Origin of the sequence: Helicobacter magdeburgensis (assembly GCF_000765825.2) — a bacterium.
Lineage (GTDB): Bacteria > Campylobacterota > Campylobacteria > Campylobacterales > Helicobacteraceae > Helicobacter_C > Helicobacter_C magdeburgensis.
In genome coordinates this window covers 45954-70525 of sequence record NZ_JRPE02000010.1, presented here as the reverse complement: position 1 = coordinate 70525, position 24572 = coordinate 45954, and the positions used below count along the sequence as shown (strand labels likewise).

Here is a 24572-nt window from a genome sequence, read left to right as displayed (position 1 = left end):
CTTTTATGATGAGCGTCTCTGCCTTAGCCATTCGTTGAATCTTGCCACATAGCTCCAAAAGAGTGGAATAAAAAAGATGGCGATAAATGTCGCTGCTAACATTCCACCAATCACGCCTGTGCCAATAGCGTGTCGGCTCGCACTTCCCGCCCCGCTAGATAAAGCCAAAGGCAATACGCCAATACTAAAAGCCAAAGAAGTCATAATAATCGGGCGGAATCGCAGCTTTGCCGCACCAATGGCAGATTCTAGAATCCCTTTGCCCTCTTTCTCGTGCAAATGCTGTGCAAACTCCACAATTAAAATCGCATTTTTAGCCGATAGGGCGATAAGCATAACAAGCCCAATTTGAAAATATATATCGTTACTTAACCCCCTTAGCATAGTTGCCAAACACGCACCAAATACCGCAAAAGGCACAGCGGTAAGCACAGATAAAGGCATAAGCCATCGCTCATACTGCGCACACAAAATCAAAAAGACAAAAATAAGCCCAAAAATAAATGCTAATTTCCCAGTGCCACTTGCATTTTTCTCTTGATAGCTTGTCCCAGAATAAGCTATTGTATAGCCCTCTGGCAGAATTTCCTTTGCCACCTCTTCAATCACTCGCAGTGCGTCACCACTTGAATAGCCCTTTGTCTCATTCGCATTACCGATGATTTTCGCACTTGTGAAAAGATTGAATCTATCCACAATATCCGCTCCAATGACACGCTCAAAGCTTACAAGTGTGCTTATGGGGATTAAATCACCATTGCTAGATTTCACAAAAATACGGCTCAAATCCTCTGGAGATTCTCTAAACTCACTTTGGGCTTGAATATTGACTTGATAAGTTTTCCCATAGAGATTAAAATCATTGACATAATGCTGTCCAAAGGTGCTTTGCATTGTGGTGAAGACATCATCAACATTCACATTCATCGCCTTTGCTCTCTCTCTATCAAGATTCAAATGATACTGCGGAATATTTGCACTAAAAAGACTTCTCACGCCTAAAAGCTCCTCGCGTTTATTTGCCTCTGCCACAAGGAGATTAGCGTATTTTTCCAAATCCTTAATACTCCCACCACTTCTATCTTGAATATACAGCTCAAAGCCCCCAACGGTTGATAAGCCCATAATCGCCGGTGGTGTTGTTACAAGACTAAAGGCATCAAGGTTAGCATTAAATGCACCCATCATTTTTTGTGCGATAGCAAATGCACTTTCTTTTCTCTCACTCCAATCTTTTAGCGTTACAAAAATCACCGCCCCGCTTGATCGTGCCGCACTTGCTAACATATCAAATCCAGCAATCAAAAAGCCTGAATCTACACTTTCTTCTTGCCCTAAAATCGCCAAGCCCTTTTTGCCTTCTGTAATCGTGCGTGAAAGTGAAGCCGCTGGAGGCAGCTGAATAAAGCTCATCATACTGCCCTTATCTTCACTTGGCACAAGCCCAGTGGGCAGTTTAGAAAACAGCCCCCAAGTTGTTATAAGAATAGCTACAAACAACGCTACAAGCAAGATTCCACGCCGCAACGCCTTGCCTATTTGCTCACCAAATTTATGTGTGAGCCAATCAAAAAAGTCATTAAATCGCCTTACAAGATAAAAAGGCTTAGGCTCTTTTGCCTTTAAAATAGACACACATAAAGCAGGGGTTAAGCTCAATGCCACAAAGCCAGAAATCACCACAGAAATAACAATAGTTATGGCAAACTGCTTATAAATCGCCCCACTAAATCCACCAATAAACGCCACAGGGATAAAGACCGAGCAAAGCACTAGCACAATGGCAACAACCGGACCTTGAATCTCGCTCATCGCCTTGAGTGTGGCTTCTTTGACGGAGTATTTTTCCCCAAGCTCATTTGTCTCCGTATGCAGGATTCTCTCCACATTTTCAATCACAATAATCGCATCATCAACAACAATCCCAATCGCAAGAATAAGCCCAAAGAGCGTTAAAAGATTGATTGAAAATCCTAGTGCATACATACCCGCAAATGTGCCGATGATGGACACAGGAATGGCGATTACAGGAATGATAGTCGCACGGAAATTTTGCAAGAAAAAATACATTATGATGATAACAAGCACAATGGCTTCAATAAAAGTTTTAATCACTTCATTAATGGAGATTTTCACAAAACTTGTTGTGTTATAGACATTTTTATAATGCAGTCCATTTGGGAAGCTTAAAGATAGCTCTTGCATTTTTTTCTCCACCGCACTAGCCACATCAAGGGCATTTGCCCCGGGTTGCAAGGCAATACCAAAGGCTGAAGCGTGCTTGCCATCAAGCAATGGACTAACACTATAATCCTTCGCCCCAAGCTCAACTTTAGCCACATCTTTAAGACGCAACGCCGAGCCATCAGCATTTGAGCGAATGATAATATTACCAAACTCTTCAGCACTCACAAACCGCCCCTGTGTCGTAACCGAGTAAGTAAAAGCAATATCACTTCTCATAGGCTCTTTACCAAATGAGCCAACAGCAAACTGCGAGTTTTGCTCTGAAACGACTTTAGCCACTTCAGAAGGGGTAAGATTATTTTGTGAAAGCTTATCAATATCAAGCCAGATTCTCATAGAATAATCTTGAGAGCCAAAGGGCGTTACATCGCCCACACCCGGGACGCGTTTAAGCTCATTAATGACATTTAAGATTCCATAGTTTGCTACAAAAGTGCTGCTGTGCGCGGGATTATCCGAATACATTGCATACACCGCTAAAAGTGTAGAAGATCTTTTACGCGTGGTGATTCCCACTCTTTGCACCTCTGCGGGAAGTTGGGCTAGGGCGGATTGGACGCGATTAGTTACATTGACTAGTGCCATATCCGCATTGGCATCATTACTGAAAAATACATTGAGATTCATTACCCCGCTTGAAGTTGAAGAAGACTTCATATACAGCATTCCCTCAACACCATTAATGCTATCTTCAATAATACTTGCCACCGTGTTTGCCATAACTTCCGCACTCGCCCCACTATAAGTCGCACTTACAACAATCTCATTAGGCACAACTTGCGGATACTCTTCAACTGGTAAAATCGTTATACAAATCGCCCCAACAAGTGTAATTACAATAGACAGCACCATAGCAAAAATGGGGCGGTTGATACAAAATTTTGACATAAGCTGCTCCTATTTTTTTGAATCTTGGGGCTTTGTCTCTTGTGGTTTCACATCTTGTGCTTTGGAATCCTGTGGTTTAGAATCTAGCTGCTGCAACGGCATAGATTCACGAATTTTTGAAAGTTGATTCAGCACGAGTATATCGCCATCTTGCAGACCGCCTGTGATAAGCACTTGATTATTGCGGAGATTCTGCCCTAGACTTACGCGTGAGATGTGAGCCTTGCCATCTTTAAGCGTATAAACATAGCTTCCTTGATTATCTTGCAAAAGGGCAGTTTGGGGGATTGTAATCGCATTTTGTGCTTCAAAGCCCTTTAGTCGCACCCGCACAAATTCATTAGGCAAAAGCTTTTGCTCATCATTATCCACAATCGCCCTTGCTTTAATTGTCGCCGTTTGTGAATCCAGCACAGAATCCACAAAATCAAGTTTGCCTTGCTTTTCATACACCTTCCCATTACCAAGCACATATTCCACCTGTATGCGGTTGTTTTCAAGCCCACGCATAAAGTAATAATCCGTATTTGGGATAGAAAACTCCGCATAGATAGGGCTAAGCTGCGTGATTGTCGTTAGGACATCTTGTCCGCTACTGCCTACGAGATTCCCCACATCATAGCTTCGCATACCCGTCTTACCACTAATCCATGCTACCACATCTGTATAGCCCAGATCAATACTCACATCATCAAGCGTCGCCTTGGCATTTGCTAGATTTGCTTGAGCAGATAGGTAGTTTGACCGCGAAGTGTCATACTGATCAATGGTATAAACGCCTTGCTTATAGAGCTTCTCAACGCGTTGCCAATCGCGATTAGCTTTGATGAAGTTCGCTTCCGCGGATTGATATTGAGCTTTGGCTTGATTGACTTTTGTAAGATAACGCGTTGGGTCTATTTTAAAAAGTAACTGCCCCTCTTTGACAATATCACCCTCATTAAAATTCTTTGACAACAGCACACCTTGCACCCTTGCATACACCTTGACACTTTGGATACTTTTTAATCTGGCTGCATATTCAAAGTTTAAAGCCACATTTTGATGGGCGATTTTTTGTGTCTCTACCTTAAGAACGGGGGCTTGAGCTTTATTTTTTTCAGAATCAAAACAGCCCACAAACAGCCCACTCACACACAAAAAAGCTATACATATTTTCAAAATATACCGCAAAATATACCGCATATTATCACCACTCCTTACATTTCTTAAAAACATAACTACTTAACTCAAACCAAATATTTTTACACCAAAAAGCCATCTATTACCTAATCAAAAATAGTTGCACATACAACTAATAATCTCGTGTATTGTATAAAAACTCTGTGAAATAAATGTGAAAGCCCACTCAAAACTAATGCAGTATCAGATTCTATCCCTAAGAGCAAAGGGATAGAGTTTAAAATTATGCAAAATCTTTTAAAAGCAAATCCTGTGTATTCATCACACCCACACCCTTATCAAGCACTGCCTGTGCGATGTCTTGGGCTTCTTTGAGTGAGTGCATTTTCGCCGTGCCACATTGATAAATATTCAGCTCTGGAATCTGGCTTTCATCTTGGATACGCAAAACATCTCGCATACTCGCTTCCCACGCATCTTTTACCGCATAGGAATCTGGCTTACCCACCACACTCATATAAAATCCCGTGCGACAGCCCATTGGCGAAATATCAATAATCTCAACCCTTGAATCATTGAGATGCTCCCGCATAAATCCAGCGATAAGATGCTCCATTGTGTGGATTCCCTTTTCACGCAAAAGCTCACAATTTGGACGCGTAAAACGCAAGTCAAACACACTTATCACATCTCCCTTTGGTGTCTCCATAGTCTTTGCTAAACGCACCGCAGGTGCTGGCATACGCGTATGATCCACCTTAAAACTATCTAGTAATGGCATATTCTCTCCTTTATTTTTGATTTTAGAGCCGACATTGTAGCAAGTTTGCAAAAACGCTACAACACAAAAGGCACAACAAGCAAAGCATATCGTGCCATTTTGCCAAGGGCAATGCCAAGCACACACAGAATCTGCCTATACCGCACAAGCCCAAGAGCTAGGGCAAAAACATCCCCCACAAAAGGCAAAAACACAAAAAACGCATACACAAAGCCATATTTTTGAATCTTAGGGGCGAGGGTTGAGATTTTATCCCACACCTTTGGAAAAAACCGCATAATCATCTTATAGCCGCCAAAATAGGCTAAATAATATGTGCTTAAGCTCCCTAGCGTATTGCCTAAACTTGCCACAGCCCACACTGCCAAAGGCTCAAAGCCCATCGCCATAAAGCCCACGACAAATGCTTCAGAGCCAAGCGGATAAAGTGTGCTAGCCATAAAACACACCACAAATAACCCAATCAAGCCATATTCATAATACTCTGCCATTCTCGCTCAACTCATTTAAAATTCCCAAACACCACTTATGCGTAAGCACAAAGGCAAATTCGCAAAAGCCACAAGTGGATTCTAAAAACTCTTAATATTCTCCAAAGTTAGCTCTAATAATCTCTCCCTTGCCTTGTCATACGCCCACGCCAAGTGCGGAGTGATAAGAATCTTATCAGCTATTTTTTTATCTAAAAATGGGTGGTTTGGCTTCATCGGCTCTATCTCAAGCACATCTGTGCCAAAATACATATCTTTATTTTTCAAAAATTCCGCTATGTCATTTTCATTCACAATGCCACCGCGACCGACATTAATCAAAATCGCTTTATCTTTTATCAAAGGCAGATTCTTGTGATTAAGCAGATTGTGCGTTTGGGGATTGAGCGGGGCGTGGATAGAGATAATATCACTTTGAGAGAGAATCTCATCTAGCTCCTTACGCGTAAAGCCACTTTGCGTATTTTTACCGCTTGTGGAGTAGTAGCTCACTTTTGCTCCAAAAGCCTGTGTGAGATTCCCCACTCTTTGCCCTATACTTCCAAAGCCGATAATCCCCCACTGCAAGTTCTCTAGCTCCCTTAATCCGCCATTAATATGCGTAAAAGTATCACTCTCACACCACGCCCCACTTTTACAATACGCATCATAATACCCCAGCCGTGCCAAAAGGTGCAAGGCTATACTCAAAGTATGCTGTGCGACAGCAGTTGTGGAGTATCCGGCAACATTTTTTACCACAATGCCTTTCTTCTTAGCAAAGTCTAAATCCACATTATTCATACCTGTGGCGGTAATGCAGATAAGCTTTAAATCCGGCAGTTGTGAAAGCACAGATTCATCAAGCACAACTTTATTTGTCAGCACCACATCTGCTCCAGCACATCGCTCTATCCGCTGGTGTGGCAGTGTAACCCCATAGCTTACAAACTCGCCCAAAGCCCTGAATCCGCTCAAATCACAATCGCCCAAAGTATTCCCATCAAGTAAAACTATTTTCATCATCTCTCCTTTTTTGCGTATTTTGGGATATAATACATTTCATCTTTGAATAAGGGGCAAAATAATGCAAAAAAATGCAAGGGTTGTGAAGATATTGCTAGATTCTCTGCCATTTATTAGAATCTTTAGGGGAGAAATTATCGTTATCAAATATGGCGGTGCAGCCCAAAGCAGCCTTGATTTAAAAGAAAAATTTGCCCTTGATATTGTGATGATGTATATGCTTGGATTAAAGCCTGTAATTATCCACGGCGGGGGGAAACGCATAAATGAAGTGCTTGAAAGTCTCAAAATCCCAAGTGAATTTAGTAATGGCTATCGCGTAACTTGTGCAGATTCTATGCGGGTGGTGGAGATGGTGCTAAGTGGGGAGATTAATAAGGAACTCACGGCATTTTTAAACTTTCACGGCGCTAAGGCAGTAGGCATAAGTGGCAAGGACGCAAACCTGCTTCAAGCAAGGGCAAAGGATAATGGTGCATTAGGCTATACCGGCGAGATTACAAAAGTGAATCCGGAGTTTTTGCTTAAAACTATCAATGAAGGCTTTGTGCCTGTTATCGCACCCATTGCTAATGGCGAGAACGCAAGGCATTTAGGCTATAACATTAACGCCGATTTATGTGCCTGTCATATTGCTAAAGCGTTAAAGGCTAAAAAAGTCATTTTTCTAAGTGATATTCCGGGTGTGCTAGATGAAAATAAAGAGCTTATCTCTTCGCTCACACCAAGCGAGATTAAAGAGCTTGAATCTAGGGGTGTAATCAGCGGTGGTATGATACCCAAGCTTGAAGCCTGTGTGGATTGCGTGGAAAATGGCGTGCAAAAGGCTCATATTATTGATGGCAGGGTGGAGCATTCCCTGCTTTTAGAGCTTTTTACCACGCAGGGTATCGGCACGGAGATTTGCAATAACACGACAAAAGAAAACAAATGAAACTAGAATCGTATCATTATGGCTTTTTAGAGCGGCTGTGGCTAAAGCTTGAGGCACGATCAATGGACAAAAATACAGAACGCATTGTAATGCTCCTGCCCGTGCTACTTTTTATGCAGAAAGAGCAGCTTGAATCTTTGCTTGATGAGCTACCTAAGATTCTAAGCTCCTATCTTAAGCCCCATTTGGTGCAACGCGTCTTTGCCCACATTGTGCTAAAACTCAAAGAATACACCAAAAACGAGCAGCTTTTTATCCAAGAGCGGCAAAAGGCGTTTGAATGCTTGGCAGAAAATATTCAGCTTTATGCGATTGTGCTTGATATGTTTGATAGCAATAAAAGCCCTGATAGCCTTGACTTGATTGAACAAATCGTGCGGAAAAAGTTTGATAAAGACTATCAATTAGACAAAAAGAATCTCCGCCTTTTACACTACCAAGAGAAGCATTGCGGTGCTTAAATGACTAAGGGGATAAAATGGATAAAGCACAGATTCTAGAGCGGTTAGATACGCATTTACAACAGCTTAAAAGAACGCAAAAAGTCCCACGCAACGAAGTCAGCACAGAGTGGGTTACACAAATATGTAATCTTATTGGAATCCCAAAAGATTATGTGCCGCTTTGTGGGCAGATTCTATCCTACAAGCCGCCCACACGCCTTGTATGGCTCCATATGGCAGAATGCACGGGGTGCAGTGAAAGCTTCCTGCGGCTTGATAAGCCCGGGGTAGAATCTTTGCTTTTAGAATATATCTCACTTGAATACCACGAAACCATTATGGGAGCGGTTGGCTTTAATGCGAAACAATGCCTACACGATACGCTAAAAGAGGAGTTTATACTTGTGATTGAAGGGGGCGTGTCTTTGGGGGAGAGTGCGTATTTTCTCACTTCTGGGGCTGATAGCACAAATGGCGAGAATGAATGCCTTGAAGTAGCGCGACACGCACAGGCTATTTTTGCCATTGGCACTTGCTCTAGCTTTGGCGGGGTGCAGGCAGCATATCCTAATCCTACGCAATCTCAAGGCATTAGCACCTTTTTAAGACAACCTATTGTGAATATCCCGGGCTGTCCGCCTAGTGAAGCTAATATGATAGGCTCGCTAATGTATTATATTTTGCTTCAAGAGATTCCGCCCTGTGATCATCTCAACCGCCCATTATGGAGCTATGGCAAGAACTTGCACGAGATGTGCGAACGCAAGGCAAAGTTTGAATCTGGGGATTTTGTAGAATCTTTTGATGATGAGCGTTTGCAAGAAGGCTATTGCTTGTATAAAGTGGGCTGCAAAGGACCTTATGTGGCAAATAACTGCCCAAAAGTGAAGTTTAATGCCAAAACAAGCTGGCCTGTGCGGGCGGGACACGGCTGCATTGCTTGTAGTGAGCCTGATTTTTGGGATAGCTTTGGTAAGATTGAAGAGCCACTGAATAATGCCAATGCTTATCTCAAAGATAAAAAGCCCCTTAAATCCCTATCTCTAGTGCATACGCTAGAATATACCTTGCCGGATTCTACTTTATGCCTTGAGCTTGATAGCTTGAGTGATACGCGTATTTATAGCCAAGAGAAGCAGGATTTGAATCTACTTGCACTTAGTTTTTACTCCCATTTATCCGCACTTTTGCCACATTTAGCGAGTAAAAATAAGCTTGGGGCGAGACTTGTGGAGAATTACCACAAGTGGCGTTTAAAAGAAGAGCTTGAAGGCATAGCAGATTCAGAATCTACCAAAGATTCTATCTCGCATAATGCAAGTGATATGCTAAAGCTTGTTGGAATGATGTTTGGCAAAAGTTTAAATCACGCTCAAGTTTTAGACTTGGCACAAAGCTACTTATTTCCACATATCAGCAAACTTGATTTTAAGCTCACTACAAAAGACAATGGCAGTTGTGAAATTGAAGTCAATAAATCCTTGCGGCTGCCATTATGCTACTTACTTGGTGGGCTAGAGATAGAGGGGGTGGCATATAGTGTGGCAAGCTCAATATGTGAGATTTTAGCCCTTGCACTCGTGGAGCTATGTAAGATTCATAATATCAGTCAAGTGGCGTTTAAAGGCGATCTTATGCAAAATCCGCTTATACAAGATCGCTTTGCTACCTACTTGCCGCAGTGGCTTAAGGTTGTGTAAGCTTTTAGGCGAGATAGGGCTGTATAAATTTTAAGCTATCCATTGTATTTGAGAGAAATACTAAACCTTGAAGTGTCAGCACACTACAGATTCCAGCCAAGATTCCAGCCAAGGCATCATCGCCCACAACGCCTAGTCCGCCTTTCCATTCCCTATCAATTTTGCCAATAAATGAGAGCTTAGACACATCAAAGATTCTAAAAAACACAAAGGCTAACAGGCTATGTGCCACCCCAAAGCCCACAATCGCCATAGCTAGCCACATACCCACAAGCTCATCAATCACTATGCTTTTATCATCGTGGGTTTGTGTTGTCTCTTCGTATTTATCAATATGCTTAATGGCAATAAGCCCTATAAGAATGCTGAGTAAAAAAATGCTCTCTTGTGAAAAATACACAATAGGCAGCCCCAAAAGCAAAGCCACCACACTCCCCATAGTCCCGGGAGCTTTAGGCGAGTAACCACTATAAAAAAGGCTTAGGAATAAGTCTTTAATCAATTTTTGTTTTTTAGTCATTGTGGATTCGTCTTATTTTTGCGGATAATGCCATATTTCTTGCGTTTTTCCCACAAGCTTTTGCGGCTCATTCCAAGCTTTTTAGCAAGCTCTATATCCGGATAGCGACTTTCATATTTGGTAATAATAATCTTTTCATATTCTTTGACTGATAGAATCTCCCCGCTTAGCTCCACGCTATTAGACTGCCGAGAAATGTCAATCACTTGCGGAAATGCAACCTTTTCACTTGAAACAATGCTAATAATCACATTGTGCTTTAATGCCGCTTCAAGAAAATCCTTCCTATCACTCTTTTTTAGCTCTTCAAGGTTGGTGATGTAGTAAATCTCATTCTTTTTTGGTGGCACACGGAATATACTTTTCCAAGTATCTTCTTTCAGGGAATAAAATTGAAAATGGACGCGTTTTTCCCGTGCATATCGCATAGCATAAATATCTGCTGCCCTTTGGGTATTTGTCTTAATCACAAAGGGGGGATTATACAAAAATGGCTCTGGTGTGCCTAGCTCACGCTCAATAAAGCTAAAATAGCTCCTATAAAAACTAATCTCTTCATTAATCTCTCTATATGCTTTGTAGTGCGTGATTTTGCGGATAAGCTCATCAACGATAAATGGCTTAACAATATAATCTGTTACGCCATTTCGCAGAGGCTTAATCACCGTATCATCATTAATATAAGCAATCATTAAAATAATAATGGCTTGTGGATAGGCTTTGCTTAGCTCTGTGTAGCCCTCATTAATCGTGCCAAATGAGGCTAAAATCACATCATAATGATCCTTTTGCACTTCTTTGAGTGAATGCGCGATAACGCACTCCAAGCGTGAATCGCTAAGCTTGTTTGCAATGCTTTGAGCTAAATAAATCTCATTTTCAATGATTAAAACTTTCATTTCCTCTCCCTTTTTAAATATGTCCTAGTCATTCTCTCCCTTTAAATTATGATGATTTAACTCTCCGTTTAATATCTCTCGCCAAGGGGCAAAGCCCATACTCACACTTGCCTGAACGCACACGCCCTCTTTTCGCCCTACAAAGCCTAGAGATTCAGTTGTAGTTGCCTTAATATTCACACGCGATTTTGGTAAATGTAAGATTCTAGCGATACACTCACGCATTTGTGATTTATACGGAGCGATTTTAGGCGTTTGTGCCATAATGCTTATATCCACATTATGCAGCTCATAGCCCACACTTAAGGCAAAATTATAAATATGCCCTAAAAGTTTTTTAGAATCTGCGTTTTTATACGCTTTATTAGAATCTGGAAACCACTGCCCTATATCGCCCCCACCAATAGCACCCAAAATCGCATCACTTAATGCGTGAAGTGCGACATCGCCATCACTATGGGCTTTGAAACCAAATGGAGATTCTATTTTTACGCCGCCAAGCCACATTTCTTTATCATCTTCAAAGCTATGCACATCAATCCCACTACCTATAAGAACACGCTTTGAAGGGGTTTTGAGATAGGGCAAATGGAAAAGTAAATCGCTTTTAAAAGTAAGCTTATTCATAAGGGGACTGCCTTTTATAAAAGCTATCTTTTTGCCAAGCTTATGAAGAGCCGAGCTTTCATCACTAGAATCTGGGCTAGATTCTAAGGCGAGTTTCAAATCCGCTGTCCTGCTAAGCTGTGGCGTTTGGATAAGCTTAATCTCATCTCGGTTAAGATATTCCCCATTATAAAAGCTCGTATCGCTTACCTTTATATAAGGCACGATACAAGCGGTGCTTTCATCAATCTTTTCTAATTTAGCAAATAACGCCCTAAGCACAGAATCTTGGGCATTCCACCTTGCCACATCACTCACAAGCACAAAGGGTGTATCCACATATTGCAGGGCATTACGCAAGGATTGCGTGCGGCTATCCCCACCCTGCACGACTTGATAGGGACTCATATCCGCCATATAAGCAAAGTCATTTTTTGAGGCGGTAATAAGAATATTTTTAAAAGAAAATTGCTGTGTTATCTTGCGTGTAGCCACAAGCCACAAAGGCTCTTCACCAACGCGAATCCACTGCTTTTTACAAGCAAAGTCATCGCAAAAACGCGTAGAATCCCCAGCTGCCATCATAATGAGTGAGACATTATCCAAAACCGAATGTAAAACCAAAATCTTTCCTAAAAAGTGTATATTTATTTTTGAAAATCCGCATTCTACCATAAAAAACAAAAAATAAGCTAAAAATTGTTACTTAAATTCCCATATTGTTTAACTATTTTTTAAATAATCAATGTATATTTTGTAAGTTTAGATAGCGTAAGCACAAAAAATAAAAAGGATTTTCTATGAGAACACAATGGGTGCAAGAGAGATTGATGCAAGAGAGATTGATGGATGGACGCGTCAAGGATTCAATCCGCACACAGCTCCACTACGCCAAAAAGGGCATTATCACTAAAGAAATGGAATATGTCGCTAATGTTGAGAATCTAAGCCCCGAACTTATCCGCCAAGAGATTGAGCGAGGGCGGCTCATAATCCCAGCAAACATTAATCACACCAATCTTGAGCCTATGGGTATTGGCATAGCCACACGCACCAAAATCAACTCAAATATCGGTAGCTCCTCCCTTGCAAGCTCTATTGAAGAGGAAGTAGAAAAGGTTAAGGTTTCTATCAAGTATGGTGCGGATACGATTATGGACTTAAGCACGGGTGGGGATTTAGATGAGATAAGAAAAGCAGTTATCAATGCTTCAAGTGTGCCTATTGGCACGGTGCCTATGTATCAGATTCTCTATGATGTGAAAAATGATGTCTTAAAGCTAGATATTGACACTATGCTTGATGTGCTAAGAAAACAAGCCAAACAAGGGGTAAGCTACTTTACTATCCATTGTGGATTCTTGCTTTCACATATACCTTTTGTGGCGAAGAGAAAAATGGGGATTGTCTCACGCGGGGGGAGCCTTATGGCAAGCTGGATGATGCACTATCACAAAGAGAATCCATTCTATGAATATTTTGATGAGATTCTAAAAATATGTCAAGAATATGATGTGAGTTTGTCTCTAGGGGATTCTTTGCGTCCGGGTTGCTTGTATGATGCAAGTGATGAAGCACAATTTGCCGAGCTTAAAGTGCTAGGGGAGTTAGCAAAAAGAGCGTGGGAAGCTGATGTGCAAGTAATGATAGAAGGTCCCGGACACGTGCCGCTTAATCAAATTGAACGCAATGTGGAATTACAAAAACAATATTGCAATCAAGCACCCTTTTATGTGCTGGGACCTTTGGTTACGGATATTGCTGCTGGGTATGATCACATCGCAAGTGCCATTGGTGCGTGTGTGGCGGCGTGGAAAGGTGTGGCAATGCTCTGCTATGTAACGCCAAAGGAGCATTTGGGACTACCTAATGCTAAAGATGTAAGGGAAGGAATCTTAGCTTATAAAATCGCCGCTCACGCCGCAGACATAGCTAGAGGACGAATTGGTGCAAGGGATAGAGATGATGCGATGAGTGATGCGAGATATAGCTTTGATTGGAATAAACAATTTGAGCTCGCCCTTGATCCTGATAGGGCAAGGGAATATCACGATGAAGCCTTGCCACAAGAAGTCTTTAAAGACGCGGAGTTTTGCTCAATGTGCGGTCCAAAATTTTGTAGCTATAAAATCTCACAAGACATTTTTAAAGCCCATAAGCAAGATGAAAAAGAGTCTATGGCAGTAAATGAATAAAAATTAATAATTTAGAAGGAGCGAAAATGACACTTTTTGTTTGTCTCGTGCATTACACAAAGCCTTTAGAGCAGGTTACGGAGCGTTTGCAAGAGCATAGGGAGTATCTTAAAAAAGGGTATGAAAGGGGTATTTTACTCGCCTCCGGTCCTAGAATCCCAAAAGATGGCGGCATTATCATCGGCAAGTTTGCAAATAAAGATGAAGCTTTAGCATTTGCAGCAAACGATCCTTATACGCATTATGATCTAGCAAAATATGAAATATTAGAATTTGAGCCTGTATTACACGCAGAGATTTTAAAGGATTTTTTGAAATAACAAAACTTGAAGGCAATAGGGATTCTAAGCGTATTTTTCAAAACAAGAATGCTTTTAGAATCCTTAACTTTGAAACAGAATCTAAAGTCTAATAGCCATAATAATAAATCCCATAGGTTACAAAAATGCGGATTTTTGTCTTTGTGATTGGGCGTGGGTAGTCTTTGTAAGCAATCTCAATGGTGCGTTCGCTATTGCGGTCTAAAAGCATATAATTTGATGAAACAATAATCTTTAGCCCACTAATATCACCATTTGGGTGGAGATAAAACTCCACTGCACTAAGCCCCTCCTGCCCCAGCCGTATGGCACTTGCTGGGTATTCTAAGTATTTTTTTGTAATGCGTCCAATATCCCGCAAATTATTGACTAGAAATTCCTGCTCCGCTATGCCATAGTCTCCAAATTCAGCCCCATAAAGCTCCTCTATATCTCTCCTTGTTACCTCATCAACACCCGGAAACTTCGCAAGGGCTTTAACTCTGCTTCTCTGCCTTGTGGTTTGCTGATGTTTGCCCCTGCCATCATAAAGGCTTAAAGATGAGAGATCAAGCTCATTCGTATTGCTTTGGGTTTTTGCATTTTGGGTTTGCTTAGGTGTTGGTGGAGTTGAGTTAAATTTGGGTGCGGCAAGTTGATTATGCGTATCCTGCTTAGATTCTAGCTCCCCACCACCTAGAATCTGAAAGCCCGCCACTTTCATTTGTGGATTTGTAGAAGTGCCTTTTTTAAACTGCATTTGTCCAAAACGCACAAACAAAATGCCAAGAATCACACAATGGATAAGAAAAGATATGAGTAACCACGCCCAAAAGCGAGATTTATCCTGCATTTCAAGCGGATTTTTCATTTCTTAGGGCTTCTCTTCTCATTTTTTAATCCCTCTCATCGTTGGGATATTGAGAATTATGGAGATATTTAGAAAGTCGCTCTTGCTTTTGCTCTAAGAGTTTGGCAAATTGGTCATCAAAATGTAGTTGCTCTGCTGTGCTAATACTCTGCGGGATAGGATAGCGATCAATAAGTGTTGTGCTTGTCGCACCAATGAGTATCAAATACCGATAGCCATTAGATTCTATAGTTAGGATTCTGTGTTTTGAATCTAAATTTTTCTGTGAGACAACCTCAATTTTCGTTGGGTCAAAGACTTCCTGCTTTTGGGCAAAAGATGAAAAATATCCGCCAAAACTCCTTTTTGCCCCTGCTTTATTGCTCCCTGCTTTATTGCCGCCTTTGGCAACAACATACCGCTTCACATAAAACAGCACCAGCACAAGGGCTGCCATAACAAGCAAAACCGCCACATACCGCCAAGTATCAATCCCCATATCCGTTTTGAAAGCAAGGGGATTTTGTGAATCTGCCGCTTGAGATGAAGTATTTTGAGAGAGTTGAGTTTGAGCTGTAGAGGCTTGTGTATTTTGACTAGATTCTATCTCAAGGTTTGGAATCTTATGTATCGTTTGGGGCGTTTGCAAAAGTGTGTCAAGCTCACTTTTTGGAACTTCTATCTTGTTTAGCACCACTTTAATGGCATTGCTTGATTTGCTGACATTTACGCCAATCACACGCACATCGCCAACACCTATGACATATAAATCATTTTGGATATTAAAGACCTGCACTTCACTGATAAAGGAATTTTTCAGGCTTTGATTTTTGGATTTTGCTTGAAGATTTGGGAATATCACGCCTTTATAGCCATCTTGCTCGGTTAGACGCGGGGAGTTTTCATAGCCAGATTCTAAATAAAGCAGCACTTCAACACTATCTTGCTTTTGTGAAAACTCAATCCCTGCTACATTAGAATCTGCCCCATACAAGGAGACAAAACACAGCAACACAAAGGCAAATATTCTCATTTTATTCCATCAGTTTTATTCTCTTAGATTCTTACTTCTCACGCGTCAAATAATACACAATCGCATTAGAATCTAAAATCTCGTTGATACGAATAGCAAGGTTACGCTCATATACCATAACTTCACCCTTGCCAATCACACGACCATTGATAAAAGTTTCTATACTCTCCCCTGCTGGTTTGCCAAGATCTATAATAGAGCCTTTCTCAAACCGCAGAATCTCGCCCAAAGCGATTTTTGTATTGCCAAGCTCGGCATTAAAAATCACCTCCATATCAAGCAAACCGGTATAGTTTTTCATCATATCTTCAAGATATGTCGCAAGCTCAATTTCCTTTGCGGAGTGAATCCGTTGTTTATCTAAGATACTCTCTCCTGCCATTTACACCCCTTGATACAATCTTAATCCATTAACGCTATTTATAAACACTTAATGCACTCCGCATATAAATGCTACATCGCCCCTGCTTTAATCTAAAATGCAATCCGTGATCGTAGTTTTTAATCAAGCGATGTCCCAAATACTCGGGTGTTGAAATATTAAAATGCTTTCCAAGCTCCTGTGTCATCACTTTTGCCCTACCCACGACAAGATTAGCAAGTTCCTTTGCCATATCTTCCAAAGCTTGTTCGCTTGGATTCTCTTCACCCAAAAACTCCACACAAAAAATCAGCAAAAATGCCTTATTAAAAAGCAAAAACACATCATTATGTGTGCCTACCATACTAATCCTACTCAAATATCCCCTTTTAAGCGGCATAATAGAATCGTGCGGAGTTTTACTAATGCTCTTTTGCACGACATCAAAAAAGCTATTATGAATAATATCCATTGCAGCACCTTTAAGTTTTGATTTTGCGTATTATACTACATTTTTTGGCTACACATTTTTAAACTTTTCAACTTGGCTTAAAATTGCTTTTATTTTGACAATATACATTGACAAAGCACTCTTCACAAAGGGGTTTTAACGCCTTACAAGTATATCGCCCAAAAAGCACAAAAGCTTGATGAAGCACTGAAAGATCGGTTTTAAGCAGAGCTGTTAGCTCCTTTTCAGTTTCAATAGCACTTCTAGCCCCGCTTAGTCCTAAACGATGAGACACACGAAAGACGTGCGTATCAACTGCCATATAATTTTGCTCAAAAAATTCTATCAGCACAACATTAGCCGTCTTCTGCCCCACACCTGCTAAAGTCTTTAACTCCTCTTGCGTGGTTGGAATCTCCCCATCAAACTCGCTCATCACCTGATTTGCCATACTGATAAGGTGCTTGGCTTTATTGTTGAAAAATGAAACAGATTGGATAAATCCTTTTACATCTGCAAGGGAGGCTTGGGATAGACTTTTGACATTAGGATAGGCTCTAAAAAGAGCAGGGGTTACAAGATTCACCCTTTTATCCGTGCATTGAGCTGAAAGCATAACACACACGAGCAATTCATATAAATTATGATACACAAGCTCTGTTTTGGCATTTTTGTAATGCTCTAAAAACAAAGCCTTGATAATGGGAATGTCTTTCTTTTTTGCTTTTTTAAGGCTTAGCTTTGGGCTATTCTTACGCATTTAGAATCCTAAGATTCTAAAGGTTCAACAATAATACTCTTTGCCTCCACATCTCGCAAAGCTATTTGTGTGCCTTCCACCATCACTGCTACTGCTAAACGCCTGATAGAGTGGCTCACTACACGACATACCTTGTCTTTTACAATCCCAAAAGACATAAATCTATTTTTTAAAGCATTATCTTGTGTTGTAAAAGCCACGATTTTACACTGCTTACCCACATCACAATCATAAAGTGTCATTGTTATAGTCCTTGATTGAGTTTGATTTTTGCTTTGGCGATTATAGCTTAAATTAAGATAACAAGACTGATTTTTATCTTAAAATCTAAACTTTAGCAGATTCTATATTTTTAAGGCTTTTGCTCTAGTGCGTTTTTATCTTTATCTTTTACATCTTTTTCATCATTTTCTGTCCCATTTTTATCAAGCTCCTGTTGTGGGAGATTTGGCTCTATATCTTCTTCGCCTTCATCTGTATTAGTCTCTTGTTTTGGCTCTATCGTGTCTTGTTGCTGCGTGTCCTCTATCATAGAATTTGACATAGAATCTTGTGTTTCTTGTTGCCCTGTTGTCTCTTTAGGCTTTGAATCAGGGACATTTTTATCAAGAGCATCAGCTAAACCGCTTAAAAGATTATCCACCGGTTCTAAGATTCTACCCACCATCTCAAATGGACTAAGTAAAATATCCTTTGCCACACTCACTTCACTTTTTGGCTTCTCAAGTGTGCCTTTCATCACAATCCCGGTTGTAAATTTCCCATCACTTCCCAAAATCACATAATCAACAAGCGGAATCTTATCAATAATGGATGCCAAAGTCTTAAGCGTTGAAGCCTTGAGAACAATATCAAGCTCCTGATTTTTAAGATTGACTAATCCCCCACCCTCCACATCAATGGAGCTTCCAACCAGATTAATATTTTCAAGCACCAAAAATTGATCATTTATTGCAAAATCCACCTTGCCTTGTTTTATCTCATAGCCCTCTGCTCCAAGCCCAGGCTTACGGAATGTCAGCAATGCCGGGATTGTATCAATGAGTGCGAGAACATTTTGCACAATAGCTAAGTCTCTATAAATCGTATTTTGCATACTGATTTCACCTTTTAATACTCCCTCATCATATACGCCCTTAAAGTTAAACAACCCGCCTTTAAAAATATCTTTTCCCCATACGCGATTTAAAAACGCTGCACTAAAATTACTCAAACGCAAATTCGCACGAGAATACGCCATATCCACATTTGCCACACCATTACCATAAGTAACATCAGCCCGAATCACGCCATCGCGTATAGATACAGACGCCACATCTGAAGGGATAACATAACCACTCAAATAAAAATCCATATCCTTTGCTTCAAGGTATGTGATATGAGGTGAAATCTTATGCTCCCTTTCATATCGCTGCTTGGCTTTGATAAATGCCTCTTGTTCCGCCCTCTGTGCTGGAGTGAGTTTTTCTGTAGATTCGCTTTCTTTATTAAGCTCCACAAGGATAGGAATCTTACTTGAAAACACCTCATCAATCCGCAAGTTATAGCCATCAAGGATAATCTTGCTGATATTGCCATCTTTGACAAATAAAAACTTCTTGTTTTTAGAGTTTATGCGGATTCCTTTTTTATCAATCACGCCTTCTAAAAAATACCGACTAAGTTTTTTAGCGTCTTTATCATACAGCGGATACTCAAGGTTACTCACCTCGCCGCTTAAACTAAAGCTTTCAAAATCACTACTTTGGAGCTTAAGATTCCCACTTGGGATTCCAAAATACTGCAAAATAGGTGAGTAGGGATAAATCTTTGCAATATCACCAAGTTCAAACACATTTGCCTTCTCTTCAAGATGAATCTTAAGGGCAAAATCGGGCAAAGTGATGATTTTTTCCTTGCCACCAAGCTCCCCATCTATCATAATTTTTGGCATTTGTTTGGGATTTATTTTTACAATCTCTTCGCTAAAGCCTTTTTGAGATTCCTCATAAATGGCTTGAATGATGCGTTTTGTCAGCTCATCGCTATCTTTTGGGATAATAGGTGGTGTGGAGCTTTGCGACAGGGCTTGTGAAGTCAATGCAAATGTGTCAATAGCTAAATCTCCTTGGAGCTTAGAGCTTTTAAGATTCCACATCATATTGAGTGTGCCTTTGACACTTTTGGCATAATCTACATTTGTATTTAGAATCTGTATGTAGGCTTTATCAGGCGTATTTGTGAGATTAAGATTAAGATTATTCACACTAAGTGGAAAACTCCCTAGATTCAAAGTTGTTTGCGGGGCGTTGATATTGCCATTAAGAGAAACTTGCGTGTGCTTATTTTTATTCTCTATATCTATATCAAGATTCACACGCAGTTTAGAATCCGCACTCCGCAGTGGCACACTCACACCATACACCTGCAACAAATCATTTAAATCATCACTCATCATCGCATTTTGAGAGCGGATAGCTATTTTGATATTAAGAGGTGGGGTAAAAACATTGCTGATTTTGACTTCCGAGCCATCAAGCTTGATATTTGTAAAAAATGGGTCTTTAAGCAAAAAGGTGAGATTCTCATCTCGCATATATAAAATGATACGCGTCGCTTCAATAGGCTTAATATGCGGAGCGAGATAGACTTTTGGTGCTTCTATGGCTAAATCAAGTGCGAGCGTTTTTTGAAGTTTAGTAAAAAACTGCCCATCAAGCGTGCTTTGGAATCTTAATGAGTGGAGCTTTAGCACATCATATTTAATGTTTTTAAAAAGCCAATCATTCAGTGCTTTTATCTTTAGCTTTTCCACATAAGGCTTAATGGTGTCAAGATTGTAAAGATGAGAAGTTGAAGCCTCTAAGTCAATTTTATAAAAATCTGTAATGCCCCGCACATATAATGTCGGCTGATCTAGTGGCGGCTCCACCTCTTCATCGCTTGTTTGAGTATCACTTATTTGATTTGGATCTTTTGGCTTTTTAGGCTTTGGTGTGGGCTGCTTGATTGGCTCTTTTGGCGAGATAGCTATATCCATTTCAAGTGTTTTTTTCAAAGATTGATATACAAATTTCCCCTGCACCTGCAAACCAAGACTTAGAATCTCAAGCTCGTGGATAAGCAACTCTGTATCTTTGTTACTTTCCTCTACATCAAAATACGCTAAAAACTCCGGAGCATTGATTCTATACTCGTGTCCGTCATAATGCACACTCCGCTTTTGCTCATCGGCAAAAACGACATTTTCAATATCAAGCTTTTCAAAATACGAGATGACAAACAAAAACTTTTTAATCCACCCAAGTATGTCTTTAGGATCTAAAGGCGTATCATCATCTGTGCTTTGCTTGTCTTGTTTCTGCAAGGCAGAGATGTCAAGTTTTTCAATATTTAAAATCAGCTTGTTATTTAATCTAAGATACAATCCCTCAATTTGAATCTGTCCAAAACTGATAGAAGGGCTGTAAATGCCATTAAATAGAGTTTTATATCCCATTAGAGAAAGTGTAAGTAAAATGCCCAAAAAAACGACAATACTCACAATATGTTTTGATCTTTTTTTCATCATTGCCATAACCATTTTGTTTTATTTGCTTCAGCCTGTGCAAACTGAAAGGGTTTTGAATCTACCCAAAGGCTCGTTGCCCAAAATTATAACATACTTAAATGAAAATGGGGGGCATTACAACAAGCTAGATTCTCTTTTTATCCGTCTTTTGGGGCAACCACAAAGTGGATTCATTGATATGAAAGCAGAAGTGTTACCTAAAGGGGCATTTTTCAAAGCTCTTGTCAGCTCAAAGGCAGCCACAAAAGATGTAACGCTTATTCCGGGTGAGACGATGTATTTTTTTATCCGCATTCTGGCAGACACTTTTAATCTCTCGCCTGAATCTTTGCAAGTAGCCTATGATAAGTATTTTCCCTACCCTGATGGTATGATTTTCCCCGATACTTATAGTTTGCCTGTTGGGATAGATTCTGATGAGCTAATGAAACTTTTGTATGACATATCCATAAAACGCCACGAGCAAAACGCCATAAGACTACTTGGAGCATACAATCAAGAAGAATGGTTTAAAAATGTTAGCATTGCTTCAGTGGTGCAAAAAGAAGCTGCAAATAACGAAGAAATGCCTATTGTGGCAGCGGTTGTATTCAATCGCTTAGAAAAAAATATGCCCTTGCAAATGGACGGCTCACTTAATTATGGGCAGTATTCACACTCTAAAGTTACACCTGAACGCATACGCAACGATGATACACCTTACAATACATACCGCAACAAAGGCGTCCCACCCTACCCTGCTGGAAGTGTGAGCATACAAGCCATAGAGGCAGTGTTAAATCCAGCTAAAGTGGATTATCTCTACTTTGTACGAGACAGAAGCACCGGAACGCATAAATTTAGCAAAACTTACGAAGAACATCGCAGTCATTTTTGATTTTAATTTGCTTTTAAGTTATTTTATCCCATAGTTAGCAAGTTAAATTTTTTTTTTAACTTTTTGTGTTTTGAGTTAAAAATTTTAAATGCAAACAAGCTCTCAAATCAAGGAAAAAGATGTTTGGTAAAATTGCTATCATTGGCGGTTCTGGTAATGTCGGCTCTCATATCGCATTTTTAGGTGCGATGAAGGGCATTGCCAAAGAAATTGCACTTTTTAGCATTGATATACCTCGTTGCAAAGGTGTGGGACTTGATATATCTCAAGCTGCAGCAGTTTTTAATATCCCTACGCATATTAAAGGCTATGAATCTTATGAAGGACTAAGTGAAAGTGAAGTAGTCATCATCACCGCTGGAATCCCCCGCACTCCCAATATGACACGCGATGATCTGCTCCTAAAAAACGCGCATATTATGCGAGAAGTTAGCCAAAATGTCGCCAAAATCGCACCTAATGCCTTGCTTCTTATCGTGTCAAATCCCCTTGATGCAATGTGCCTTGTGGCAAAACACGCAAGCGGATTTGATAAACAAAGGGTTATAGGTATGGCAGGTGTGCTTGATGGAGCAAGACTAAGCTATGAGAGCAAAGTGTTGTTAAATGACTTTCAAACACCAATCAAGCCCTATGTGGTAGGAGCTCACAGCGATGATATGCTGCCACTCTTAAGGCATTCTTTGTATGGGGCAGAAAATCTCGCAGATAGGCTAGATTCAAACTCACAACAAAATCTCATTAGAGAGACAAAAAATGGTGGGGCAAAGATTGTGAGTTACTATCAGCAAGGTTCGGCGTATTTCGCCCCAGCGAGTGCTGTTGTCAAAATGCTGGAACTTATTGCAAACCCGCAAGATGAAGATGTTGTATGTAGTGTATATACACAAGGCGAGTATGGTTTGCAGAGCATATACATTGGGCTTCCCATTAAACTTGGCAAAAAAGGAGTAGAAAAGATTGTAAATTTGACACTAAATAAGCAGGAACAAGAGATGTTAAAAATCTCCGCACAGGGCATCAAAAAACAAGTTGAGATTCTCAAAAATAACGGATTGTTAAATTAGAGAATCTAAGATTATATTGAATTCCAAAAACAAGAAAGGAAAGGAAAATGGGTATCAAACAAGCACCAGAGAATGTGCCGGTATGGGTTGATGAAACGCGTTGCAAAGCGTGTGATGTATGCGTATCGCTTTGTCCAAGCGGTGTTTTAGGTATGAAAAAAGATGAGCATAAGATTCTAGGGAAAATTATCTCTGTGGCTTATCCAGAAAGTTGTATTGGGTGCAGGGAGTGTGAGCTACACTGCCCAGATTTTGCCATCTTTGTAGCAAGTAAAGATGAGTATAAATTTGCCAAAGTTAGCAAAGAAGCACAAGAGCGTGCAGCAAAAATCAAAGAAAACAAATTTATGGTGATATAAGGAGAAAAAATGCGTGAGTTAATTACAGGAGGAAACGAGCTTGTCGCGTTGGCTGCGATAGAATCAGGTTGTCGGTTTTTTGGTGGCTATCCTATCACCCCTTCAAGCGAAATTGCACACGAAATGAGTGTGGAGCTACCAAAAATCGGGGGGAAATTTATCCAAATGGAAGATGAGATTAGCGGTATTGCTGTTGCTTTAGGTGCGTCAATGACAGGCGTGAAGGCAATGACTGCTACCTCTGGTCCGGGTATCTCGCTTAAATCTGAACAAATCGGCTATGGCTTTATGGCAGAGATTCCACTTGTTGTCGTTGATGTTATGCGTGGGGGACCTTCCACTGGGCTTCCCACACGCGTTTCACAAGGTGATATTAATCAAGCCAAATCACCAACTCACGGGGATTTTTGCTCTATCGCACTTTGTGTGGGGAATCTCCAAGAGGCTTATACGCAAACAATTCGTGCTTTTAACCTTGCTGAAAAATATATGACACCCGTTTTCTTACTGCTTGATGAAACCATAGGACATATGCACGGGAAGACTTTAATCCCAGATTTTGAAGACATTAAGCCTACAATCTGCAATAGAGAAGAGTTTAAAGGCGATCCTAAAGATTATCAACCCTATGGCGTAGCACAAGATAAACCCGCTGTGTTAAATCCATTTTTCAAAGGCTACAAATATCACATCACAGGGCTTCACCACGGCCCTAGCGGATTCCCCACAGAAGATGAAAAACTCTCCCAAAATCTTATTGATAGGCTTTTTAACAAAATAGAATCTTGTGTTGATGATATTGTTGAGTTTGAGGAATATGAGATGAATGATGCGGAGATTCTTATCATTGCTTACGGCTCTGTTTCACTTTCTGTCAAAGAAGCAATCAAAGATTTACGCAAAGATGGAGTAAAAGTTGGGCTATTCCGCCCTATCACATTATGGCCTAGCCCCGCAAAACAGCTTAAAGCTTTGGGTAAAAAGTTTGAAAAGATTCTAATGATTGAGCTTAATAAGGGGCAGTATAGGCAAGAGGTGGAACGCGTTATGCAAAAAGATGTTACTTTCTTGGGCAAAGCAAATGGACGCACCATCTCGCCTACTGAAATCATTACAAAAATCAAGGAGATGTAA

24 protein-coding genes are annotated in these 24572 nt (G+C 40.4%); 9 read left to right on the top strand and 15 right to left on the bottom strand.

What is annotated here, in order from left to right:
• Positions 1-3: 3 nt before the first annotated feature.
• From LS74_RS07600 to LS74_RS07580, 5 genes are all read right to left on the bottom strand, one after another.
• Positions 4-3135 carry an efflux RND transporter permease subunit gene (locus LS74_RS07600; protein ID WP_034586799.1) on the bottom strand — a complete coding sequence of 1044 codons (3132 nt, stop codon included), beginning with the start codon at positions 3133-3135 and terminating at the stop codon, positions 4-6.
• A 9-nt stretch (positions 3136-3144) separates the two neighbouring features.
• Positions 3145-4308 carry an efflux RND transporter periplasmic adaptor subunit gene (locus LS74_RS07595; protein WP_034586816.1) on the bottom strand — a complete coding sequence of 388 codons (1164 nt, stop codon included), beginning with the start codon at positions 4306-4308 and terminating at the stop codon, positions 3145-3147.
• A gap of 232 nt (positions 4309-4540) precedes the next feature.
• Entirely contained in the window at positions 4541-5038 is a 498-nt protein-coding gene (gene luxS, locus LS74_RS07590; protein WP_034586796.1) for an S-ribosylhomocysteine lyase, read from the bottom strand.
• Between the two features lie 56 nt (positions 5039-5094).
• On the bottom strand, positions 5095-5529 hold the full coding sequence (locus LS74_RS07585; protein ID WP_034586794.1) for a YqaA family protein: 435 nt from the start codon (positions 5527-5529) through the stop codon (positions 5095-5097).
• 81 nt (positions 5530-5610) lie between these two features.
• A complete protein-coding gene (locus LS74_RS07580; protein WP_034586792.1) occupies positions 5611-6531 on the bottom strand; it encodes a D-2-hydroxyacid dehydrogenase in 921 nt (306 codons plus the stop codon).
• Positions 6532-6595: 64 nt separating this feature from the next.
• On the opposite strand from LS74_RS07580, the gene argB reads away from it, so the two are divergent.
• Genes argB through LS74_RS07565 form a run of 3 tightly spaced genes read left to right on the top strand, consistent with a single transcriptional unit; the run spans position 6596 to position 9611 of the window.
• Positions 6596-7468 carry an acetylglutamate kinase gene (gene argB / locus LS74_RS07575; RefSeq protein WP_138128981.1) on the top strand — a complete coding sequence of 291 codons (873 nt, stop codon included), beginning with the start codon at positions 6596-6598 and terminating at the stop codon, positions 7466-7468.
• Positions 7465-7929 carry a hypothetical protein gene (locus LS74_RS07570; RefSeq protein WP_034588341.1) on the top strand — a complete coding sequence of 155 codons (465 nt, stop codon included), beginning with the start codon at positions 7465-7467 and terminating at the stop codon, positions 7927-7929. The genes argB and LS74_RS07570 overlap by 4 nt, the downstream gene beginning before the upstream one ends.
• A gap of 17 nt (positions 7930-7946) precedes the next feature.
• Positions 7947-9611, top strand: a complete 1665-nt coding sequence (locus LS74_RS07565; protein WP_034588338.1) for a hydrogenase small subunit — start codon at positions 7947-7949, stop codon at positions 9609-9611.
• A 4-nt stretch (positions 9612-9615) separates the two neighbouring features.
• Here the strand turns inward: LS74_RS07565 and LS74_RS07560 are convergent, their stop codons facing one another.
• Genes LS74_RS07560 through LS74_RS07550 form a run of 3 tightly spaced genes read right to left on the bottom strand, consistent with a single transcriptional unit; the run spans position 9616 to position 12260 of the window.
• Complete coding sequence (locus LS74_RS07560; RefSeq protein WP_034588335.1) at positions 9616-10131, bottom strand: phosphatidylglycerophosphatase A family protein; 516 nt, start codon at positions 10129-10131, stop codon at positions 9616-9618.
• Positions 10128-11030 carry a response regulator gene (locus tag LS74_RS07555; protein WP_034588332.1) on the bottom strand — a complete coding sequence of 301 codons (903 nt, stop codon included), beginning with the start codon at positions 11028-11030 and terminating at the stop codon, positions 10128-10130. The genes LS74_RS07560 and LS74_RS07555 overlap by 4 nt, the downstream gene beginning before the upstream one ends.
• A gap of 24 nt (positions 11031-11054) precedes the next feature.
• Positions 11055-12260: a bifunctional 2-C-methyl-D-erythritol 4-phosphate cytidylyltransferase/2-C-methyl-D-erythritol 2,4-cyclodiphosphate synthase gene (locus tag LS74_RS07550; RefSeq protein WP_034588329.1), complete on the bottom strand. Its 1206-nt coding sequence runs from the start codon at positions 12258-12260 to the stop codon at positions 11055-11057.
• A 176-nt stretch (positions 12261-12436) separates the two neighbouring features.
• Between LS74_RS07550 and thiC the strand changes: the two genes are divergently transcribed.
• A complete protein-coding gene (thiC, locus tag LS74_RS07545; RefSeq protein ID WP_034588326.1) occupies positions 12437-13831 on the top strand; it encodes a phosphomethylpyrimidine synthase ThiC in 1395 nt (464 codons plus the stop codon).
• 26 nt (positions 13832-13857) lie between these two features.
• Positions 13858-14151: a YciI family protein gene (locus LS74_RS07540; protein ID WP_034588324.1), complete on the top strand. Its 294-nt coding sequence runs from the start codon at positions 13858-13860 to the stop codon at positions 14149-14151.
• An 88-nt stretch (positions 14152-14239) separates the two neighbouring features.
• Here LS74_RS07540 and LS74_RS07535 read toward each other — a convergent pair whose 3' ends face one another.
• From LS74_RS07535 to LS74_RS07505, 7 genes are all read right to left on the bottom strand, one after another.
• A complete protein-coding gene (locus tag LS74_RS07535) occupies positions 14240-15001 on the bottom strand; it encodes an energy transducer TonB (RefSeq protein WP_138128979.1) in 762 nt (253 codons plus the stop codon).
• A 25-nt stretch (positions 15002-15026) separates the two neighbouring features.
• Entirely contained in the window at positions 15027-16013 is a 987-nt protein-coding gene (locus LS74_RS07530; RefSeq protein ID WP_236096866.1) for a flagellar biosynthetic protein FliO, read from the bottom strand.
• 31 nt (positions 16014-16044) lie between these two features.
• Complete coding sequence (gene fliN / locus LS74_RS07525) at positions 16045-16395, bottom strand: flagellar motor switch protein FliN (RefSeq protein ID WP_002955476.1); 351 nt, start codon at positions 16393-16395, stop codon at positions 16045-16047.
• Positions 16396-16429: 34 nt separating this feature from the next.
• Positions 16430-16846, bottom strand: coding sequence for a chemotaxis protein CheX (locus LS74_RS07520; protein ID WP_034589118.1), 417 nt, complete (start codon positions 16844-16846; stop codon positions 16430-16432).
• Positions 16847-16913: 67 nt separating this feature from the next.
• The gene (gene nth, locus LS74_RS07515) at positions 16914-17585 is read right to left on the bottom strand and encodes an endonuclease III (RefSeq protein ID WP_034589116.1); all 672 of its coding nucleotides are present in this window, start codon (positions 17583-17585) and stop codon (positions 16914-16916) included.
• An 8-nt stretch (positions 17586-17593) separates the two neighbouring features.
• On the bottom strand, positions 17594-17827 hold the full coding sequence (locus tag LS74_RS07510; RefSeq protein ID WP_034589114.1) for a FeoA family protein: 234 nt from the start codon (positions 17825-17827) through the stop codon (positions 17594-17596).
• 110 nt (positions 17828-17937) lie between these two features.
• Positions 17938-21135, bottom strand: coding sequence for a DUF3971 domain-containing protein (locus tag LS74_RS07505; RefSeq protein ID WP_236096865.1), 3198 nt, complete (start codon positions 21133-21135; stop codon positions 17938-17940).
• Between LS74_RS07505 and mltG the strand changes: the two genes are divergently transcribed.
• From mltG to LS74_RS07485, 4 genes are all read left to right on the top strand, one after another.
• Positions 21083-22012 (top strand): endolytic transglycosylase MltG, encoded by a 930-nt coding sequence (gene mltG, locus LS74_RS07500; protein WP_034589031.1) that lies wholly within the window; start codon positions 21083-21085, stop codon positions 22010-22012. The genes LS74_RS07505 and mltG overlap by 53 nt on opposite strands.
• 119 nt (positions 22013-22131) lie before the next feature.
• Positions 22132-23079, top strand: a complete 948-nt coding sequence (locus LS74_RS07495) for a malate dehydrogenase (protein WP_138128975.1) — start codon at positions 22132-22134, stop codon at positions 23077-23079.
• A gap of 47 nt (positions 23080-23126) precedes the next feature.
• The gene (locus LS74_RS07490; protein WP_002955483.1) at positions 23127-23438 is read left to right on the top strand and encodes a 4Fe-4S binding protein; all 312 of its coding nucleotides are present in this window, start codon (positions 23127-23129) and stop codon (positions 23436-23438) included.
• Positions 23439-23447: 9 nt separating this feature from the next.
• Positions 23448-24572 carry a 2-oxoglutarate synthase subunit alpha gene (locus LS74_RS07485; protein WP_034589149.1) on the top strand — a complete coding sequence of 375 codons (1125 nt, stop codon included), beginning with the start codon at positions 23448-23450 and terminating at the stop codon, positions 24570-24572.

Excerpts from the sequence above, each read along its gene's own strand:
- LS74_RS07600 (WP_034586799.1), bottom strand. The coding sequence starts at position 3,135 with ATGTCAAAATTTTGTATCAACCGCCCCATTTTTGCTATGGTGCTGTCT.
- luxS (WP_034586796.1), bottom strand. The coding sequence starts at position 5,038 with ATGCCATTACTAGATAGTTTTAAGGTGGATCATACGCGTATGCCAGCA.
- LS74_RS07585 (WP_034586794.1), bottom strand. The coding sequence starts at position 5,529 with ATGGCAGAGTATTATGAATATGGCTTGATTGGGTTATTTGTGGTGTGT.
- LS74_RS07580 (WP_034586792.1), bottom strand. The coding sequence starts at position 6,531 with ATGAAAATAGTTTTACTTGATGGGAATACTTTGGGCGATTGTGATTTG.
- argB (WP_138128981.1), top strand. The coding sequence starts at position 6,596 with ATGCAAAAAAATGCAAGGGTTGTGAAGATATTGCTAGATTCTCTGCCA.
- LS74_RS07570 (WP_034588341.1), top strand. The coding sequence starts at position 7,465 with ATGAAACTAGAATCGTATCATTATGGCTTTTTAGAGCGGCTGTGGCTA.
- LS74_RS07565 (WP_034588338.1), top strand. The coding sequence starts at position 7,947 with ATGGATAAAGCACAGATTCTAGAGCGGTTAGATACGCATTTACAACAG.
- LS74_RS07560 (WP_034588335.1), bottom strand. The coding sequence starts at position 10,131 with ATGACTAAAAAACAAAAATTGATTAAAGACTTATTCCTAAGCCTTTTT.
- LS74_RS07555 (WP_034588332.1), bottom strand. The coding sequence starts at position 11,030 with ATGAAAGTTTTAATCATTGAAAATGAGATTTATTTAGCTCAAAGCATT.
- thiC (WP_034588326.1), top strand. The coding sequence starts at position 12,437 with ATGAGAACACAATGGGTGCAAGAGAGATTGATGCAAGAGAGATTGATG.
- LS74_RS07540 (WP_034588324.1), top strand. The coding sequence starts at position 13,858 with ATGACACTTTTTGTTTGTCTCGTGCATTACACAAAGCCTTTAGAGCAG.
- LS74_RS07535 (WP_138128979.1), bottom strand. The coding sequence starts at position 15,001 with ATGAAAAATCCGCTTGAAATGCAGGATAAATCTCGCTTTTGGGCGTGG.
- LS74_RS07530 (WP_236096866.1), bottom strand. The coding sequence starts at position 16,013 with ATGAGAATATTTGCCTTTGTGTTGCTGTGTTTTGTCTCCTTGTATGGG.
- fliN (WP_002955476.1), bottom strand. The coding sequence starts at position 16,395 with ATGGCAGGAGAGAGTATCTTAGATAAACAACGGATTCACTCCGCAAAG.
- LS74_RS07520 (WP_034589118.1), bottom strand. The coding sequence starts at position 16,846 with ATGGATATTATTCATAATAGCTTTTTTGATGTCGTGCAAAAGAGCATT.
- nth (WP_034589116.1), bottom strand. The coding sequence starts at position 17,585 with ATGCGTAAGAATAGCCCAAAGCTAAGCCTTAAAAAAGCAAAAAAGAAA.
- LS74_RS07510 (WP_034589114.1), bottom strand. The coding sequence starts at position 17,827 with ATGACACTTTATGATTGTGATGTGGGTAAGCAGTGTAAAATCGTGGCT.
- mltG (WP_034589031.1), top strand. The coding sequence starts at position 21,083 with ATGCCCAAAAAAACGACAATACTCACAATATGTTTTGATCTTTTTTTC.
- LS74_RS07505 (WP_236096865.1), bottom strand. The coding sequence starts at position 21,135 with ATGATGAAAAAAAGATCAAAACATATTGTGAGTATTGTCGTTTTTTTG.
- LS74_RS07495 (WP_138128975.1), top strand. The coding sequence starts at position 22,132 with ATGTTTGGTAAAATTGCTATCATTGGCGGTTCTGGTAATGTCGGCTCT.
- LS74_RS07490 (WP_002955483.1), top strand. The coding sequence starts at position 23,127 with ATGGGTATCAAACAAGCACCAGAGAATGTGCCGGTATGGGTTGATGAA.
- LS74_RS07485 (WP_034589149.1), top strand. The coding sequence starts at position 23,448 with ATGCGTGAGTTAATTACAGGAGGAAACGAGCTTGTCGCGTTGGCTGCG.